We start from the raw sequence: 19,379 nt of genomic DNA, 5'->3' as shown, positions 1-19,379 counted from the left end.
TAAAAAAATAGACAATGAATAATCTTGTATCGATAATTAGTGTTTTTTTACCATTTAGGCAAAAACAGGGCAAATTATGCTTTGAATGAGTCACTCAATTCTTACCTTTGTTTGCAATCCAATTGTATGATTTACAAAATCCGAAAATTTACCGACAGTACTTATTTTACTAATGCTCTAAAAGTAACTATAGCAGCAGTTATTCCAGTTGTAGTGCTTTCTTTTTTAGGCAAATTCGAAATAGGTTTTACCATCGCTTTAGGTGCTTTTTTTACCTATCCAAGCGATATTCCAAGTAATCTAAAACATAAAATAAACGGTATTCTGGTTACCGCTTTACTTGTCGCAGGTGTCAATTTGTTAGTGAATATTGTCTATCCTTATTCTATTATTTTCTATCCTTTTTTGGCTGTATTAATTTTTCTTATTTCGATGATTTCCGTCTATGGACAACGGGCAACAATGGTCTCTTTCTCTGCGCTGATTTCTATTTCATTAGCATTTGCAAGTATCAATACCGGTTGGTCGATGGTTCAACATTCTCTTTTAATATTATCCGGAGGATTATTTTACCTAATGATTTCCCTTGTTTTTCACTATATAAGACCTCATCGCTATGTCGAATTACAAATTGCAGAATGCATTAAACTTACTGCTAAATATTTAAAATTAAGAGGCGATTTATGGACGATTGATGCTGATAGAAAAGCAATTATTGAAAAACAACTACACCTGCAGGTAGAACTGAATACCATTCGACAAAACATAAGAGAAGTATTGATTAGCAGTCATACAACTTCTGGATCTTCCAATCAAAACCGAAAAATGTTAATCGTTTTTATTTCATTGATGGAAATTCTGGAGCTTGCATTAGCTACTTCATTCGACCATGATAAATTACATCAAAAATTTGACGACCATCCAAAGGTTTTGTTGACGTATCAAAAATTAGCCTACAATCTTGCTACAAGTTTAAAAAAATTGTCCAAAAGCGTACAAAACCGTACTAAATATATTTCTAAACATACTCTACGAGGTGATTTAAATGCTTTACAACTTGCCATTACCGATTATGAAAATGATTTAGGAAAAATTCCCGCTTCCGAAGGTGTTTTTATGCTAACCACCATGCTACAGTATGCTGAAAAACAAGTGGAAAAAATAAAAATTGTAGAGCGTGCTTTTACTCTAGCCTTCAATTCACAGGATTTTAAAGAAAAGGACAAAGACTTAGAAAAATTCCTGACGCCTCAATATTATCCTTTGAGCACTTTGATTGAAAATCTCAGTTTCTCTTCCACTATTTTCAGACATTCGCTACGATTAACCATAACATTGTTGATTGGTTTTATCATCGGAAACATACTGCCTTTTCACAACGTCTATTGGATTTTGTTGACTATTATAGTTATTATGCGACCTGGATATGGTTTGACGAAACAGCGTTCTTTTCATCGAATTTTTGGTACTATTATAGGAGGGTTAATCGCTTTTGGGATTCTTTCATTAGTACACGACAACATTACAATCAGTATACTTTCTATTTTAAGCATGCTTTTAGGATTTTCATTTACCCAAATAAATTATAAAGTCAGCGCCACATTCGTAACTATGTATGTTGTTTTTATTTACGGGATATTAACTCCTAATATTGGCGATGTAGTTCAATATAGAATACTTGACACCATTGTAGGTTGCACTTTGGCTTTCCTTGCCAATCATTTTTTATGGCCTTCATGGGAGTTTTTAAATATTCCGTCACACATAGAAAAATCAATTGTTGCAAATCAAAATTACTTAAAAGAAATTTCCGTTTTTTATAATAAAAAAGGGACTATTTCTACTTCGTATCGTTTAGCTCGAAAAAATGCTTTTATCGAAATAGGCAATTTGATGGCTTCTTTCCAAAGGATGGTTCAAGAACCAAAGTCAAAACAAAAGCAATTACCACAAGTATATAAATTAGCGGTACTTAATCATTCGTTGCTATCGTCATCAGCTTCGTTGGGAACGTACATCCAATCGCACAAAACTACGTCTGCTTCTGAAGCGTTTAATGTTGTAGTTGATACTGTGATTAGAAACCTGGATAATGCGATTGCACTTTTGAAAGAAAATGATTTATATCTAAAAGAAAATCTCCCAAAAGAAGATTTAGCCATGCGATTTACGGAATTAAAAAACATTAGAGCCAAAGAATTAAAAGAAGGAATTCCTATTGATGAAGAGGCCTTTCAATTGAAAATGCAAGAAGCGCAATTGGTTATAGAGCAATTAATCTGGCTGACTAATCTCTCTGAAAATATTTTAAAAACTACAAAAGAATTAATGGAGTCTTAAAGAAAAAAGCGCTGGAATTAGAAAATATCTAAATCCAGCGCTTTTTATTTTATTGCTAACTTTTCTAATTATTCAGTTTTAAAACAGAGGCAGTATCTTTCCTGATTTGATCCAATAAAGCCGGATTATCATTCAAAGTCTGACCATAAGAAGGAATCATCACTTTTAATTTTTCCTGCCACTCCGGAGTTTCAATTTCATCTTTAAAACATCTTCCTATCAAATCTACCATAATAGAAACTGCGGTTGAAGCGCCAGGAGAAGCACCAAGTAAAACAGCTAAAGTTCCATCAGCAGTTGTGATGACTTCAGTACCAAACTCTAGTATTCCACCTTCTTTTTCATCTTTTTTTATCACTTGCACACGTTGTCCTGCACGTTCTAATTTCCAATCTTTAGATCTTGCACCAGGAACATATTCTCTCAACGCATTAATCCTGTCTTTAGGAGACTGACGTACTTGCTCAATCAAATATTTTGTAAGTGGTATATTTTTGATACCAGCAGCAATCATAGGAATGATATTATCTGGTTTTATGGATAAAGGCAAATCTGAATAAGAACCATTTTTTAAAAATCGAGTAGAAAAACCTGCAAAAGGTCCAAAAAGCAGTTGTCTTTCTCCATTTATCATTCGGGAATCAATATGTGGAACTGACATTGGGGGCGCACCCACACTTGCTTTTCCATATACTTTTGCCTGATGTTTAGCAATCACCTCAGGATTGGTACATTTTAACCACTGTCCGCTCACAGGGAAACCGCCATAACCTTTTCCTTCTGGAACGTTTGCTTTTTCTAATAACGGCAATGAACCGCCACCAGCACCAATAAAAACAAATTTAGTGTATGCTTTTCTTTTTTTGCCTGTAGCCAAATCAGTAATTTTTATTCTCCACGATTTATCCTCACGTTGTCTCAATTTTTGAACTTCATGATTAAAATACATCGTAACTCCATCCAATTTAGCCAAATAACTGAAAATATTTCGGGTTAATTCTCCAAAATTCACATCGGTACCAATAGCCATTGACGTTGCCGCAACTTTCTCAGATTCATTTCTACCTTCCATAACCAAAGGCATCCATTCTTTTAATTGGGCAAAATTAGTACTGAAAACCATTTGCTTAAAAAGAGGATTCGCGTGTAAAGCCTCAAATCTTGTTTTAAGGTATTCTACATTTTTTTCTCCCCAAACAAAACTCATGTGAGGAATACTTTTAATGAAATTTTCAGGTGATGAAACTTTATTTTGTTGCACTAAATAGGCCCAAAATTGTCTGGAAACCTCGAAAGATTCCGCAATACTGATTGCTTTTTTTGGATTGATGCTTCCATCTTCACTTTCTGGAGTATAATTAAGCTCACAAAAAGCAGAATGTCCAGTTCCCGCATTATTCCATGCATCAGAACTTTCGGCAGCAGCCATATCTAATCTTTCGTAAATTTCAATCTTTATATCTGGTTGTAACTCTTTTAGGATTAAGCCAAGAGTGGCGCTCATTATTCCAGCTCCTATAAGAACTACATCACTTTGCGAACGAATGGTTGTATCGGGCATAACAAAATTTTAAAGTGCAAAGATACTTTATATATGCAAAAAAAATGTAACAAATTATTGTTAAAAAGTAAGGAATTACAAATCTATTTTAGTCGATTAACCGGCTTTGCAGTTGGGTTTTTAAAACATCTTCCGAGTCAAATAATCCTGAAGCATAATCGTTGCCGAAATCTCATCGATAAGTGCTTTATTTTGACGCTGTTTCTTGCTAAGACCGCTGTCAATCATGGTTTGAAAAGCCATTTTTGAAGTAAAGCGCTCATCAACCCGAATTACTTTCATATCCGGAAAATGATTGGTAAAATGCGTTACGAAACCTTTTATAATGGAAGCACTTTCTGAAGGTTCTCCATTCATTTGCTTAGGCTCACCAATAAGAACAGCCTCAACTTTCTCTTTGGAAAAATAATCCTTCAAAAAAGCAATTGCAGTTGGGGATGGAATGGTAGTTAAACCTGAAGCTATGATTTGCATCTCATCGGTAACGGCTATTCCGGTACGTTTTTGTCCGTAATCTATGGCGAGAATTCTTGGCATTTGTATATTTTTTTCAAAGGTAACTATTTTAATTTTCCAATTCTTAGCAACAACGGAAAAGTCACTTTCTTATCGCTTTTTTGCCAAGAAGTTTTCAAATTATCGTAAATCAAATCTATTGGGTTTTTATTGTTTTTCGAAATATAATGTTGCGTCGCTGACCATGTTTCCAAATACCCGATGAGTTCCTCAAAAGTCCATGTTAGCTTATTTTCGAAAGTTTCCGTAACAATTTCATTAAATGGAAATGGTATTGTTTTGTAATTTTCATCCAAGTATTTTCGCTCGGCATCCCAATATGGACCTACTATATTTTGATAAAAATCTGTTACTATTTTATCTGAATCTTCATTGGTAGAAAACAAACCATACCCCATAATGGCAAAGATTCCATCTGGTTTTAAGATTCTGTAAATTTCTTTGTAAAACAAATCAAAATCAAACCAATGAACTGCTTGGGCAACTGTGATTAAATCAAACTCCTGATTTTTGAAAAAGGTATTTTCTGCAGCGGCTACTTTATAAATTATATTTTCCGTTGGAATCGCATTGTTAAGTTGGTTCTGGCTAATATCAATTCCATAAACCGTTTCAAAAAAACTCGAAAGTTTTTGTGCGACTTGTCCATTTCCGGTAGCAATATCTAGCGCAACTCCTTTGTTGTTGACAAATGAAACCAAATAATCAATCATTGCATCTGGATATTGTGGTCGAAATTTAGAATACTCAGCAGCTAGTTTGGAGAAATTATCTTTCATGTTTGAATGATTTTCATTTATTCCTCAAATTTACAACATTTGAAAAACATTAAATATCCTATAAGTTAAATCTGTAACATTTTTCAAATCAATTTGCATTTTTGATTTTAGTTAAAAAACATATCTTTGTCAAAAATCTAACTAAAATGAATCCATTACAAACAATTATAGAACAAGCTTGGGAAAACCGTGCCTTGTTGCAAGAAACGACAACAACTGATGCTATCAGAGAAGTTATTGAATTATTAGACACTGGAAAATTACGTGTTGCTGAACCGGTTGGTGAAGGATGGCAGGTAAACGAATGGGTAAAGAAAGCGGTTGTGATGTATTTCCCTATTCAAAAAATGGAAACTTTAGAATCTGGAATTTTCGAATACCATGACAAAATGTTGCTAAAAAGAGGCTATGCCGAAAAAGGAATTCGTGTAGTTCCTAATGCTGTAGCGCGTTACGGTGCTTATATTTCTAGTGGTGTTATTTTGATGCCAAGTTATGTAAACATTGGTGCTTATGTTGATGAAGGAACTATGGTAGACACATGGGCAACTGTAGGAAGCTGTGCTCAAATTGGTAAAAACGTACACTTAAGTGGTGGTGTTGGTATCGGTGGTGTACTTGAACCTTTACAAGCTGCTCCGGTTATCATTGAAGACGGTGCTTTTATTGGTTCTCGTTGTATTGTTGTTGAAGGTGTACACGTGGGGAAAGAAGCCGTTCTTGGTGCCAATGTTTGCTTGACTGCCTCTACAAAAATTATTGATGTTACAGGTGAAACTCCACTTGAAATGAAAGGCTATGTTCCTGCTCGTTCCGTTGTAATACCTGGAAGTTACACTAAAAAATTCGCTGCAGGTGAATTCCAAGTACCTTGTGCATTAATCATTGGAACACGCAAACCTTCAACTGATTTGAAAACATCATTGAACAATGCTTTACGCGAATATGACGTAGCCGTTTAATACCTCTTAAAATAAAAAATTATTGTATATTCCTCCCTTAAACGGGAGGTTTTTTATATTATGAAAATACTAGTTATACAACAAAAAATGATTGGTGATGTTTTGATAAGCAGCATTTTATGCAATAATCTTCGCACTACCTATCCTGAAGCTCAAATTGATTATTTGGTGTATGCATCAACAACTCCTGTATTAGAAGGCAATCCTAATATTGATACCATTATTTTATTTGAGGAAAAACACCGCAAAAGCAAAAAAGAATTCTTGAATTTAGCGCTTCAAATACGAGCTACTAAATATGACATAATCATAGATGCTTATTCCAAACTGGAAAGCTGGCTCATTGTTTTTTTAAGTGGTGCCAAAAAGAAAATATCTTACGAGAAGAAAGGACGAAAATTTTTATATACCGACAACATCACTTATCAAGCTGCTCCAAAAACTAATTTTGGCTTAGCAATCGAAAGACGACTGTCATTATTAGATCCTTTAGAACTATCCATCCCAATTGATCCGTTACCAAAATTATTTGTTACAGATGAAGAAAATCAAAAAGCCATTGCACTTTTTGAAAAACACCAATTGAAAAAAGATAGAAAAACAGTAATGATCAGCCTTTTGGGAAGTGAAAAACTCAAAACATATCCGCTGGAATATATGGCAAAAGTTATTGATACAATTGCCGAAAATAAAGATGTAAATATTCTGTTTAATTATTTTCCAAAGCAAATCAAGGATGCCAAAACTATTTTTGAGGCTTGTAAATCTTCAACACAAGAAAAAATTTATTTTGAGTTATTAGGTGGTGATTTAAGATCGTTTATCGCCATTATGAATCAATGTGATGCAATTGTTGGAAACGACGGCGGAGCAATAAACATGGCCAAAGCACTCGACAAACCAACGTTTACTATTTTTTCTCCGTGGATTGAAAAAGAAAGCTGGAGTACATTTGAAGACGGTATAAAAAACAAAGCTATTCACCTAAAAGATTACAAACCTGAAGTGTTTAAAGCCAAATCCAGAAAAGAATTAAAAAATAACAGTAGTTATTACAATCAATTTACGCCCAAATTATTTCATACTGAATTGGTGTTGTTTTTAAAGAATAATTTCAGCTAATATCCCAATAAAACAAGCTTAAATCATCAATTTATACCCTATTAAGCGGAATAAAAGTAAATCCCTTTTAAATGTTAATCATTTAAACTATTTTTGAAAACACATAATTTAACACAAATGAAAATAATTATTCTGGCAGCAGGAATAGGCTCTAGACTTGGTAATCCATTTCCTAAACCATTGACTTTACTTAAAAATGGCAAAAGTATAATGGAAATTCAAACGGAAAATATTACATCTAAATATGATATTGACGATATTAATATAGTTGTCGGTTTTAAGAAGGATTTAATTATGGAGCGTTTTCCTGAATTAACCTATATCTATAATCCGTTTTTTGACCAAACAAATACTTCAAAAAGCTTGTTACGTGCTTTAAAAAAATACAAAAACGAATCTGTTCTATGGTTCAATGGCGATGTAGTTTTTGATGATTTAATCTTAGATATCCTTCATCCACATATCGAAGCTAATGAATCATTTGTAGCGGTTAACACCAGTAAAGTTGCAGACGAAGAAGTAAAATACACCTTGAAAGACAGTTACATCGATAAACTTTCTAAAGAAGTGAAAAATGGATTAGGCGAGGCAGTAGGAATAAATTTCATTTCTTCAAAAGATATAAATTCTTTTATAAAAAGATTAGAAGAATGTGATGATAATGACTATTTCGAAAAAGGATTAGAGATGGCTATTGAGCACGATGCTATTTGTGTGAAACCTATCGATATCTCAAAATATAGTTGCATAGAAGTTGATTTTACTGAGGATTTAGAAAATGCAAATAAAATATTTAGTTAAACTATGAGATGTATTCTTTTTTGTCAAAACAATTATGCTTTTGGAATTCTTGAACCTATAAAAACCTATCTCGAAAATAACGGACATGATTATATTTGGTATGTAAACGACAAAATAAGTGCCGATTTTCCGTTTAAAAATGAAAAGAATACATCGTCTATAACTGAATTAGAAAACTATAAAAGCGATGCCATTTTTGTTCCTGGAAATGAAGTTCCTCACTATTTAAGAGGCTTAAAAGTTCAAATATTTCATGGTTTAGCAGGAGAGAAAAAAGGACATTTTAGAATACGCCATTATTTTGACTTATACTTAACCCAAGGTCCTTACTTTACAGAACGATTTAACAAATTAAAATCGGTTCATAAAGACTTTGATGTTATTGAAACCGGTTGGCCAAAATTAGATATTTATGGAACCGACAAATCCGCTTTTGAACAAGAAAGAAAAGAATTACTGCAAAAATATAATGCAAAAAAAATACTGCTTTATGCACCTACATTTTCACCAAAACTGACTTCTGCTCCATTTTTAGTGGAGCAAATAAAGTCGTTATCAGAAAATAAAGAGTATTTAATTTTATTGAAATTTCATCCTTTAATGGATGTCTCTTGGATTCAAATCTATACAGATTTAGCCAATGAAATTCCAAATATAATTTTTGAAACAGAAAAGAATATCATTAAATTTTTATTGATTTCAGATGTACTTATCAGTGATACATCATCTGTGATTTATGAATTCCTATTACTCGACAAGCCTGTAATAACATTCAATAACATATCGGATAATATACTTTGGCAAAATAGTTCAGACTATACTGAACTTATACCATTAGTTGAGAAAAACCTTAATGAGGATCCATATTCAAAAGAACGCAAATTCATTTTTGAAAATTACCATCCTTATAATGACGGGGAATCAGCGAAAAGAATGGTTGATGCAGTTGCTGATTATATCAAGAAAAATGGAGTGCCAGAAAAACGTAAACTTTCAATATTGAGAAGATTTAAAATCAACTCCATTTTCAAAAAATAGTGCTATAACAATAGAAAACTGTCTAAAAGAACATGTCATTAAGCGCCCTAATTATAACGTATAACGAAGAACACAATATCGCATCCGTTATAGAAAATTTGGATATTGCTGATGAAATCATCGTTATAGATTCTTTTAGCACAGACGAAACTACAAGAATTGCAGCCACTTACAAGAATGTAACAGTTGTACAACATCCTTTTGAGAATTATGCCACTCAGCGAAACTATGCCATTAGTTTGGCTAAAAGTTCCTGGATTCTTTTTTTAGATGCTGACGAAAGGTTATCTCCAGAACTAAAAGAGGAGATCCTGGAAACAATTCAGATGAAAGAGGCGTATTCGGCTTATTATTTCTACCGAACTTTCATGTTCAAAAACACCAAAATACGCTTTAGCGGTTCCCAAACAGATAAAATTTTAAGGCTTTTCAAAAAAGAAAATGCACATTATAATTTAGATAAAATTGTACATGAAAAATTAATCGTTACGGGGAAAACTGGCAAATTAAAAAACAAATTAACTCATTACTCCTATAGAAATTATTCTGATTACAAGCAAAAAATGATTTTTTACGGAAAATTAAAGGCTAAAGAAGAATTCAAAAAAGGAATCAAACCTACGTTTTTTCATTTTTACATTCGCCCGTTGTATCTATTTCTGAATAAATACATCTTTAGATTGGGTTTTTTAGACGGTACAAATGGAATTATTATTTGTTATCTGAAAGCTTTCAGTATCTACACACGCTTTCAGGAATTAAAGAGAATGAATTCAAATCACTAAGATTTCCAAAATTTCAGTTTCTTTTTTAATTTCTTCTTACGAGCAAATTTTTCCTGAAACTCATTTGTAGCATGCCACATTTTTTCAAAAATTAAACTGCTGGATTCCGAATAATATTTAGAATACTCATCACTCATGATTGCGATCATTTCTTTCTTTGGCGTAAGCCTGCTTAAATTTTTCATCCGCTGATCAATATCCATAGCTTCATGAAAATTCATTCGGTTTAAATCTACTAGATAGAAATTATATTGATTTTCATTACCTTTTTTTATCAATGTATTTCCTGGAGAATGGTCTAAAAATTCAATTCCCTTTTGATGTAAATCGAATGAAAATTTAGTGAACTGACGTAAAATATTTTCAAAATCGGGATAATCAGAATCATTAACGAGTTCTCTGAAAGTCAAATCAGCCTGAAGATGTTCGCTGATATAATAACTATCTGTCAAACCCAGCCAATTATAATTTTCAAAATAAGCTAGTGGCTGTGGAGTTCCTATTCCGTTTTCGAGCAATTTATTCGCATATTCGTAGGAACGTCTGGCTTTAGACTTTCTAAAATACTTGTAGGCAATTTTATTAATTAGATTTGGCTTTTTGAACGATTTCATATTAATCGTCAAAGAGTCTAAATCAAATAATTTTATTTTGTTTCGTTTTCCATCACCAAACAGAATTCCTTTGGTATTAAATTTATTTACATAGTTAGTAATTTGTTCCTCGGAAGATTTAAAAGAAGGATTTAAGATATATTTCATAAATAAGCAGTATTGATCCACAAAAGTAAGTATTGAATTCAAGACTTAAAATATTTAATGTAATTTTACATTAAATTTAGATCTTAATCAACATCTAATACATATACGCATGGATAACGAATTAAGCTTCTAACTTTTTTTAAAATATGCATACATTTTCTGATAAAAATAAACAATTATTAAACCTATTTAAAATAATAAAACCATAAATGACAATTCTACATATATCTGCAGTAAAAAGTTGGGGTGGCGGTGAGAATCATATTGAAACTTTATGTTACGAATTGAAACAATCAAATCCCGAAATAAGGAATATTGTATTATGTGTTGAAAATAATCTTTTTCACCAACGTCTGAATGAAACTCAAATAGAATTTCAAACAGCTCCTTTAGCTTATAATCTAGACCTTCGTTTTTCATTTAAAATTATTGCATTGTGTAAAAGCGAAAAAGTTGATCTTATCCATATTCACGATCCATCTGCAATTGCATTGGCTATTTTAGCTGATAAATTTTCAAACTTACCCCCTTTTATTTTTAGTAAAAAAACATCATTTCCAATAAAAGACAAAAAACTTACTCTTTATAAATACAACTATCATAAAATCAAAAAATATTTATGTGTATCAGAGGAGACCAGAAGAATTACTTTAGAATCAATTAAAGATAAGGATAAAGTAATTACTGTTTATCAAGGCACGTCCATTACCAATAAAAGTTCGGAAACAGATTTCTTATTACGAGATAAATTTGGTATTGATGAATCAAAAAAAATAGTGGGTATAATTGGCAATCATATTAGAGCTAAAAACCTTGAAACATTTATAGAAACTGTTAATATAATAGTGAATGTAAAAAAAATAACGAATATTATTTTTGTCCAAATTGGTTCATTTACAAATCGAACTAAAGATCTAATAACGAAAGTTCAAGAATTAAAATTAGAAAATTATATACATTTTTTGGGATATGTTCCTAAAGCATCCAATTTTATTCCTCAATTTGATGCACTATTAATGACATCTCAAAGTGAAGGAATCCCTGAAGTGATTTTTGAAAGTTTTTACCATAAAAAGCCAGTTATAAGTACCAATGTAGGAGGTATCGCTGAAATTTTAGAAGATGATATTAACGGGATTTTAACGTTAAAACAAAATCCTGAGATGCTTTCGGAAAAAATAATTTACTTATTTAACAACAAAGAACTTGAAGAAAAATTTATAACTATTTCCTATCAAAAATTAATTACAAATTTTACTGCATCTGTAATGGCTCAAAAAACTTTAAAAGAATATAAAAATATTTTAAATGGAAATTAACGAAGAAGTTCACAAAGCCTACGAAGTCATAAAAGAAGGCGGAATCATCCTATATCCTACAGACACCGTTTGGGGAATTGGTTGTGATGCTACAAATGCTGAGGCTGTCGCCAAAATCTACAAACTCAAGAAAAGAGCCGAAACCCAAAGCATGATTGTTTTGATGAATGGTGAAAAAATGATGTACAATGTTTTCAAAGACATTCCCGAAGTAGCTTGGCAAATCATTGACTTATCCGAAAAACCAACGACTTTAATATTGGACAAACCCAGAAATGTGGCTCCCAATATAATCTCTTCAGATAACTCACTTGGAATTCGTGTTGTAAAAGAACCTTTTTGCTTTAAATTAATGGAAAAGATGAAAAAACCATTGGTTTCAACATCTGCAAATATTTCAGGCCAACCCACTCCTATTGCCTTCAAAGATATTAGTCCGGAAATTATAAAAGGTGTAGACTATGTTGTAAATTTGCATCGTGAAAAAATTGGCGGAAAACCTTCGACAATAATAAAATTAACGAATGATTCTCAGGTGAAAGTGATTCGAAAATAGTTTCTTTTTACCGCTAATTCGCTATTTTTTTAAAAAATGGATGGTTTAATTTACAAAGATGAATGTTATAAAATTGTTAGACTTTTATATGAAGTCTACAAAAATCTTGGCAAAGGCTTCTCTGAAATAGTTTATAAAGATGCATTAGAATTTGAATTTAACGAAAATAATATTCATTACGAAAGAGAAAAAGAATATACTGTTAAATATAAAAATTCAATTTTAAAACATAAATTTTATGCAGATTTTATTATACATGACAAAATAATTCTTGAGATAAAAACTGTCGAATGTTTTAATAATAGCCATTACAATCAATGTCTAAATTATTTAAAAATTTCTGGAAACAGACTTGCAATATTGGTTAATTTCAACCTAAACTCTTTAGAATACAAACGTATCGTTGATACCAAAAAATAATTAGCGAATTTGCGGTAATAAAAAATGAATTACAAAACAGCCTTAAATAATACAATTTTTCAAATCATCTCTCAAGCTTCCCAAGAACTTAACGTTGATAGTTATGTGATTGGTGGTTTCGTAAGAGATTTACTTTTGAACAGAGACTTCAAAAAAGACATTGATATTGTTGCTGTAGGCAGCGGAATCGAATTAGCTTTAAAAGTCTCTCAACTACTTCCAAAAAAACCAAAAGTTCAAGTTTTCAAAACCTACGGAACAGCGATGTTGCGTTTTGAAGATACTGAAATTGAGTTTGTAGGTGCCCGAAAGGAATCCTATCATTTTGAGAGCCGTAATCCTGTTGTGGAAAACGGAACATTAGAAGACGACCAAAATCGTCGTGATTTTACCATAAATGCGCTGGCTTTATCTTTAAACGCTGCTAATTTTGGAGAACTTTCAGATCCTTTTAACGGATTGGATGATTTAAAAAACAAAATAATCAGAACACCTCTGGATCCAGATATTACTTTTTCTGATGATCCGTTGCGCATGTTGAGAGGAATTCGTTTTGCAAACCAATTGGGATTTGAAATCGAAGCAAATTCGTTGAACTCTATAACCAAAAATGCAGACCGAATTAAAATCATTTCCGGAGAACGCATTGTTGATGAATTGAATAAAATACTTTCGACAGACAAACCCTCCATAGGATTCTTGCTATTGTTCAAAACTGGACTTTTAGATATTATTCTTCCGGAATTGACCGCTTTAAATCAAGTGGAAGAAATTGAAGGTCATACGCATAAAAACAATTTCTATCATACCTTAGAGGTTGTTGACAATATTTGTCCGCATACAGATGATGTTTGGTTACGCTGGTCGGCATTATTGCACGACATTGGAAAAGCACCAACGAAACGTTTTAATAAAAAACAAGGCTGGACCTTTCATGGACATGAATTTCTTGGTGGAAAAATGGCAAAAAAGATATTTGAGCGTTTACACATGCCATTGAATCACAAAATGAAATTTGTGCAAAAAATGGTCATGATGAGTTCGCGTCCAATTGTTTTATCCCAAGACACGGTTACAGATTCTGCGGTGCGCCGTTTAGTTTTTGACGCCGGTGAAGACGTTGAGAATCTAATGACACTATGCGAAGCGGATATCACTACCAAAAACCCAAATAAATTCAAGAAATACCATAATAATTTTGAAATCGTTCGTAAGAAAATTGTGGAAGTCGAAGAGCGCGATCAAGTACGTAATTTTCAACCACCAATATCAGGTGAGGAAATTATGGAAAAATTCAACTTAAAGCCTTCGAAAGAAATTGGAATGCTGAAAGAAGCTATAAAAGAAGCCATTTTAGAAGGTGAAATACCAAATGAATATGAAGCTGCTTTTCAATTTATGCTAAAAAGAGCCGCAAAAATAGGATTAAAGATTAACGCTTGTTGAATTAACAATTAATTACATTTCAAATATCTTTGCACAAATTAATTTCAAACAATGAAAAAAGAGAATAATTACGTTATCATTTGGTTATTATCAGGATGCTTATTATTGTTTATGATGGTTGTAGTGGGAGGAATTACCCGATTGACCAATTCCGGTTTATCAATGACCGACTGGCATTTAGTAACCGATACTTTTCCGCCTTTAACAGAAGAAAAATGGTCACATGCTTTTGAAGAATATAAAAAATTTCCAGAGTACCAAAAAATAAACATCCACAATGATTTCACACTTAGTGATTATAAATTCATCTATTTTTGGGAATGGTTTCACCGTTTTATAGGAAGAATAATAGGTTTGGCGTTTATCGTTCCTTTTGTGTATTTTTTGTTCAAGAAACGTCTTTCGACAGAAACCATAAAAAAATGTGTTGTTCTACTATTCATGGGCGGTTTTCAAGGATTCCTGGGCTGGTTTATGGTACGTAGCGGATTAATCGACAATCCGGACGTAAGTCATTTCAGATTAGCATTACACCTCACATTTGCCTTTATAACGTTTGCTTACACACTTTGGGTAGCTTTGGATTTAATCTACCCAAACAAAGCGACAGTCATACTTCCATTGCGAAAACTAGCACGCGTTGCATTAGTATTTTTGTTGTTGCAAATTATCTATGGCGGGTTTGTTGCAGGTTTAAATGCGGGTTTAATACACAATCACTGGCCTTTAATGAGTGACGGGCAATTCATTCACGACAGTGTTTTCATAGAAAAAAGCACCTTGTTTTTGAATCTAATTGAAGGAAAAAGCGGCGTTCAATTTGTACACCGAACCATGGCATATGTTGTAGTAGGATTAATTCTTGCACTATATTTCACCAGTAAAAGATATACTCTTTCCTCGTTACAGAAGAAAGGAATCAATGTCTTAGTATTAATCGTATTTTTGCAATTTACATTAGGTGTTTTTACGTTGCTTTACAGTGTTCCACTTTGGTTGGGATTATTACATCAAATAGTGGCATTTTTTTTATTGACGGCAATGACATTCACTTTACATCGGTTATCAAAATAAAAGTATAACAACTATTACACCTGACTATATTGTCGCATTTCTTTGTTTATAAACATAAATGTCTAAACTTGCCGCTCAAGATAAATTTTTAGATTTATCAGATTATGGAAGACCATTTGGAAAATTTCTTGCCAATCAATTAAAAAACACTCGGTTCACTCCTATTCATGTCACCTTACTTTTTGGTGTTTCAGGCTTGATTGCCATTTACTGTATTCTGCAAGGAAGTTATTATTTAGCCGGTTTTTTTATCATTCTAAAATCAATGATTGATGCTGCCGATGGTGAACTGGCACGATTGAAAAACACGCCTTCTTATACCGGCAGATACTTAGACAGTGTATTTGATATCATCTTAAACTTTCTGTTTTTAATGACCATTTGTTATGTATCAAAAACATCATTTTGGTTTACTATTTTGGCTTTTATCGGCATTCAATTACAGGGAACTTTATACAATTATTACTATGTAATTTTAAGAAATAAATCAGTTGGCGGAGATACAACCAGTAAAATTTTCGAATATAAATCTCCAAAAGCACTACCCGGAGAAACTCAAAAATCAGTTGATATTTTATTTCGAGTTTATACTATTGTCTACGGTACTTTTGATAAAATAATTCACACACTTGACAAAGAAGCTTACAAAGTAAAAACGTTTCCAAACTGGTTTATGACCGTACTTTCTATCTACGGTTTGGGCTTCCAACTATTGATAATTGCGGTAATGTTACCTATGAATTTAATTGAATATATCATTCCGTTTTTTATAATTTACACCGTCCTAATTTTTGTCATAATTGGCATTCGAAAAGTGGTTTTCAAGGTTTAAAACCGTCATAAGGATAATCTATACTAAATACTCAAAATAATAAAAACTAGATATTTACAAGATATAATCTAAATTAAAAATTTAACTATTATATTACCCAATCCAATTCTTAAAATCAGAAACTTTTTCTCTGCTCACAATCACTTCATCTTCTTTATACGAAGGCAAAATAACTTTTAATCGGGAGTTGCTGTAGACTACAATTTCTTTAATTGCCTTGAGAGGAACTATGAATTTTCGACTTACTCGATAAAAAGCTGCCGGATCTAATTCCTGTTCCAAAAGTTCTAAAGTCGTTTCAATTAAATAATTTCTATTATCGAAAGTATGAAGATACGTTCCTTTATTTTCACTAAAAAAACACTCAATTTCATCGGTAGAAATCACTTTCAAATGTTGCCCTATTTTTACCGTAAACCGTTTTTTATGATTTTTTTCAAATGGATTGGAAAGCATTTTTTTAATCTGCTCAAAATCCAACTGTACCGTTTCTTGTTTTGGCAAACGCGCTTTAAATTTAGAAACGGCAACCTCTAAATCATCCTCGTCAATAGGCTTCAAAAGATAGTCGATACTATTCAATTTAAAAGCCCGCAAAGCATACTCATCATAAGCCGTGGTAAAAATCACAGCACTCTTAATTTCAACTTTATCAAATATTTCAAATGACAATCCATCCGACAATTGAATGTCCAAAAAAATCAATTCCGGATGTTCATTATTAGAAAACCAATCAATTGCTTCTTCTACAGAATGCAGCATTACGTCTACTTGAATATTTAGTTTTTCTAATTTTCGTTGCAGCAATCTTGCAGCTGGTTTTTCGTCTTCGATTATTATTGTCATCATTTAATATTGAATCGTTTATTTTGGTGATTTTGGTTAACTAAAAAGTGCGGCTGAATACTTATTTCACTCCCATTTCTCACTTTTCTCTTTTTCCATGAATTCCTTGATTTTTTGCTGTTCCCAGTTTTTTCCAAAAATAAAATTGGGCATAAATATAGAAAATGTATGCACCAATAATCCAATTCCCCAAAAGAAAGCCGTAAAGAAATTTTCTATTTTAAAATAGCTTTCTCCTGCATCTAAATCTCTAATATTGATAAACACAATCATTATATTTATAACTATATAAACAATTAAATGCGTGTAAAATCCCTTTAATCGTTTCACTTTTCGTTGCGCATCAGCATATTTATCTTCTGGCTGAAACCCTTCAAACTCCGATTTATAATTCCTTTTCATCTTGATGGTATTATGTATTTACTATTAAAAAAAAATTCTATTTTGAGATAAAAATCACGACATTAAGTCCAATTGTCTTTTCTTTTATTTTCTTTATCCATAAACTCTTTAATTTTTTGCTGTTCCCAGTCTCTTCCGAGAAAAGGACTGAAATTAAAAGCTTTCAATCCATGAAAAAACACTCCGAGCCCCCAACCGATTAATGGCCAAAAGAACCACAAATGATTCGGAGATGTTACTAAATTCAGAATCATCAATCCTATGTTTATAACGATATAAGCAATCAAGTTGCCATAAAATGATTTTATTTCTTCTACTTGTTTTTTCGCTTTAAAATAGCGCTCTTCGTTTTGATATGTATTTTCCATGATTTTTTATTTAAAATTTGTTCAATGTCTAAAAAGCCTTAGCCTATTATTTCCATGATTGCTTTTGCTCTTCTTTTTGTAAAATTTCCTGGATTTTCCTTTCTTCCCAATTGGAACTGTATCCAAAAACCTTGAAAGCATGCATCACCAATCCAAATCCCCATCCTGCAGCAGAAAACCAAAACCATTGAAAATGTGGAGAATATGTTAAATTTATAAATATCAAAAATGGAATGACACAACAGTAAGAAATCAAGTTTCCGTAAAACCCTTTAAGTTCTTCCACACGTTTTTTAGCTCTATAATAAGCGGTATCTTCATTGTAATTTGTAGTTGTTTCCATAACTGTAATTTGTTTTGTCAAAAGAGGTATTTTGACCGTAAATGTTTTCTCGTTTTGAATAATCAATACTTTTCTGTTGGTTATAATTCCATATCTGTTGACGATATTTTGTAAACCAACACCTTGACGTTCTTGCAATACTTCCTTCTTTTGATAATCGTTTTGAACGGCTAAATAATCGCCCTCAACATAAATCCGAATGTGCAATGGCCTTTGTTCACTAACCACATTATGCTTCACCGTATTCTCTAATAAAAGTTGTAAAGAGAGCGGCACTACTTTGGCATCTGGATTTATAGCTGTCGTTGGTAATTCATAAAACAAACTGTTTTCAAAACGCATTTTCAATAAATTCATGTACGTTTTGGCGAAAGCCAATTCTTCTTCAACCGAAACCAGCTCTTTATCTTTTTGTTCTAATACATAGCGATAAATCTTTGATAATGAAATCGTAAACCGCTGCGCATTATCTGGATTTTCTTCAATCAAAGAGCTCAATACATTTAAACTGTTAAATAGAAAATGAGGGTCAATTTGATTTTTTAAACTCTCGAATTTTGCGTTAGCTGTTCCTGCAATAATTTTCTGTTCCTTGACTTTGTTCTCATTGTAAGCTTTGTAAAATGAAATCGTGTAAATGGATAATGTGACAAAAAAAGTGATTATTATCGATGCTAAATAACTTGAAGGTTTTTCGTTTGCCAAGAAATAATCAAAAGAATTCTTGTTATACACCACTTCTTCAAATAAGTGCATTAAAAAAATAACTGCTAACGAAACTAAAAACGAACCTATAAAACCAAATGTCAATCTTTTTACCGAAAATTTATCTTCAAAATAAGAGTCTAATTTCCAAAAAAGGAACATATTGGATGCGTATAAAGAAAAAGTATACATCATTGTGAATAAAAAATTGACTAGCAACCTTTTACCAAAATAAACTTCACTTCCCATTATCACATTGACTAATTGAATCACAGCAAAAATAATAAGTGTCAATTTTATCGCTCTTTGAAGTTCTTTATATATTCTATTCATTTTATTTTGATATTTATTCTGATTGTAGCATCAATAAAAGACTTGAAAATCACTTCTATTCTTTCTTGTT

Annotated in this window: 20 protein-coding genes; 12 read left to right on the top strand and 8 right to left on the bottom strand. The window is 32.0% G+C overall.

Annotation, left to right across the window (positions count from 1 at the left end; genetic code table 11):
• The first annotated feature begins 126 nt into the window (after positions 1-126).
• Complete coding sequence (locus QLS97_RS08360) at positions 127-2,340, top strand: FUSC family protein (protein ID WP_282715826.1); 2,214 nt, start codon at positions 127-129, stop codon at positions 2,338-2,340.
• A 64-nt stretch (positions 2,341-2,404) separates the two neighbouring features.
• Here QLS97_RS08360 and QLS97_RS08355 read toward each other — a convergent pair whose 3' ends face one another.
• From QLS97_RS08355 to QLS97_RS08345, 3 genes are all read right to left on the bottom strand, one after another.
• Positions 2,405-3,901, bottom strand: a complete 1,497-nt coding sequence (locus QLS97_RS08355) for a malate:quinone oxidoreductase (protein ID WP_282715824.1) — start codon at positions 3,899-3,901, stop codon at positions 2,405-2,407.
• Between the two features lie 120 nt (positions 3,902-4,021).
• Positions 4,022-4,438, bottom strand: a complete 417-nt coding sequence (ruvX, locus tag QLS97_RS08350) for a Holliday junction resolvase RuvX (protein WP_099715875.1) — start codon at positions 4,436-4,438, stop codon at positions 4,022-4,024.
• 23 nt (positions 4,439-4,461) lie between these two features.
• Complete coding sequence (locus tag QLS97_RS08345; RefSeq protein ID WP_282715822.1) at positions 4,462-5,196, bottom strand: class I SAM-dependent methyltransferase; 735 nt, start codon at positions 5,194-5,196, stop codon at positions 4,462-4,464.
• A gap of 146 nt (positions 5,197-5,342) precedes the next feature.
• Here QLS97_RS08345 and QLS97_RS08340 point away from each other — a divergent pair, with 146 nt between their 5' ends.
• The 5 genes from QLS97_RS08340 (at position 5,343) to QLS97_RS08320 (ending at position 9,904) form a co-directional block, all read left to right on the top strand.
• A complete protein-coding gene (locus QLS97_RS08340) occupies positions 5,343-6,158 on the top strand; it encodes a 2,3,4,5-tetrahydropyridine-2,6-dicarboxylate N-succinyltransferase (RefSeq protein WP_282715820.1) in 816 nt (271 codons plus the stop codon).
• A 60-nt stretch (positions 6,159-6,218) separates the two neighbouring features.
• Positions 6,219-7,280, top strand: coding sequence for a glycosyltransferase family 9 protein (locus QLS97_RS08335; protein ID WP_282715818.1), 1,062 nt, complete (start codon positions 6,219-6,221; stop codon positions 7,278-7,280).
• 93 nt (positions 7,281-7,373) lie between these two features.
• Complete coding sequence (locus QLS97_RS08330) at positions 7,374-8,081, top strand: phosphocholine cytidylyltransferase family protein (RefSeq protein ID WP_282715816.1); 708 nt, start codon at positions 7,374-7,376, stop codon at positions 8,079-8,081.
• 3 nt (positions 8,082-8,084) lie between these two features.
• Positions 8,085-9,119, top strand: coding sequence for a CDP-glycerol glycerophosphotransferase family protein (locus QLS97_RS08325; protein ID WP_282715814.1), 1,035 nt, complete (start codon positions 8,085-8,087; stop codon positions 9,117-9,119).
• Between the two features lie 32 nt (positions 9,120-9,151).
• The gene (locus QLS97_RS08320) at positions 9,152-9,904 is read left to right on the top strand and encodes a glycosyltransferase family 2 protein (RefSeq protein WP_282715812.1); all 753 of its coding nucleotides are present in this window, start codon (positions 9,152-9,154) and stop codon (positions 9,902-9,904) included.
• Here QLS97_RS08320 and QLS97_RS08315 read toward each other — a convergent pair.
• On the bottom strand, positions 9,901-10,665 hold the full coding sequence (locus tag QLS97_RS08315; RefSeq protein ID WP_282715810.1) for a lipopolysaccharide kinase InaA family protein: 765 nt from the start codon (positions 10,663-10,665) through the stop codon (positions 9,901-9,903). The genes QLS97_RS08320 and QLS97_RS08315 overlap by 4 nt on opposite strands.
• Before the next feature lie 209 nt (positions 10,666-10,874).
• On the opposite strand from QLS97_RS08315, the gene QLS97_RS08310 reads away from it, so the two are divergent.
• From QLS97_RS08310 to QLS97_RS08285, 6 genes are read left to right on the top strand one after another with little or no spacing between them, the layout of a single operon-like run.
• Complete coding sequence (locus QLS97_RS08310) at positions 10,875-11,984, top strand: glycosyltransferase family 4 protein (RefSeq protein WP_282715808.1); 1,110 nt, start codon at positions 10,875-10,877, stop codon at positions 11,982-11,984.
• Positions 11,974-12,540 (top strand): L-threonylcarbamoyladenylate synthase, encoded by a 567-nt coding sequence (locus QLS97_RS08305; protein ID WP_282715806.1) that lies wholly within the window; start codon positions 11,974-11,976, stop codon positions 12,538-12,540. The genes QLS97_RS08310 and QLS97_RS08305 overlap by 11 nt, the downstream gene beginning before the upstream one ends.
• A gap of 36 nt (positions 12,541-12,576) precedes the next feature.
• On the top strand, positions 12,577-12,960 hold the full coding sequence (locus tag QLS97_RS08300; protein ID WP_282715804.1) for a GxxExxY protein: 384 nt from the start codon (positions 12,577-12,579) through the stop codon (positions 12,958-12,960).
• Between the two features lie 24 nt (positions 12,961-12,984).
• A complete protein-coding gene (locus tag QLS97_RS08295; protein ID WP_282715802.1) occupies positions 12,985-14,406 on the top strand; it encodes a CCA tRNA nucleotidyltransferase in 1,422 nt (473 codons plus the stop codon).
• A gap of 51 nt (positions 14,407-14,457) precedes the next feature.
• Positions 14,458-15,480 (top strand): COX15/CtaA family protein, encoded by a 1,023-nt coding sequence (locus QLS97_RS08290; protein WP_282715800.1) that lies wholly within the window; start codon positions 14,458-14,460, stop codon positions 15,478-15,480.
• Between the two features lie 58 nt (positions 15,481-15,538).
• Positions 15,539-16,312 (top strand): CDP-alcohol phosphatidyltransferase family protein, encoded by a 774-nt coding sequence (locus QLS97_RS08285; protein ID WP_282715798.1) that lies wholly within the window; start codon positions 15,539-15,541, stop codon positions 16,310-16,312.
• 93 nt (positions 16,313-16,405) lie between these two features.
• On the opposite strand, the gene QLS97_RS08280 is transcribed toward QLS97_RS08285, so the two are convergent.
• From QLS97_RS08280 to QLS97_RS08265, 4 genes are all read right to left on the bottom strand, one after another.
• Positions 16,406-17,161: a LytR/AlgR family response regulator transcription factor gene (locus tag QLS97_RS08280; protein ID WP_282715796.1), complete on the bottom strand. Its 756-nt coding sequence runs from the start codon at positions 17,159-17,161 to the stop codon at positions 16,406-16,408.
• 63 nt (positions 17,162-17,224) lie between these two features.
• Complete coding sequence (locus QLS97_RS08275; protein WP_099715888.1) at positions 17,225-17,560, bottom strand: 2TM domain-containing protein; 336 nt, start codon at positions 17,558-17,560, stop codon at positions 17,225-17,227.
• A 62-nt stretch (positions 17,561-17,622) separates the two neighbouring features.
• Positions 17,623-17,928 carry a 2TM domain-containing protein gene (locus tag QLS97_RS08270; protein ID WP_282715795.1) on the bottom strand — a complete coding sequence of 102 codons (306 nt, stop codon included), beginning with the start codon at positions 17,926-17,928 and terminating at the stop codon, positions 17,623-17,625.
• Positions 17,929-17,974: 46 nt separating this feature from the next.
• Positions 17,975-19,309, bottom strand: a complete 1,335-nt coding sequence (locus tag QLS97_RS08265) for a 2TM domain-containing protein (protein ID WP_282715793.1) — start codon at positions 19,307-19,309, stop codon at positions 17,975-17,977.
• Positions 19,310-19,379 lie beyond the last annotated feature (70 nt).

It is taken from the genome of Flavobacterium yafengii (assembly GCF_030010375.1).
Classification (GTDB): domain Bacteria; phylum Bacteroidota; class Bacteroidia; order Flavobacteriales; family Flavobacteriaceae; genus Flavobacterium; species Flavobacterium yafengii.
The sequence above is the reverse complement of the archived record's forward strand: the minus strand, read 5'-3'. Positions and strand labels throughout refer to the sequence as shown.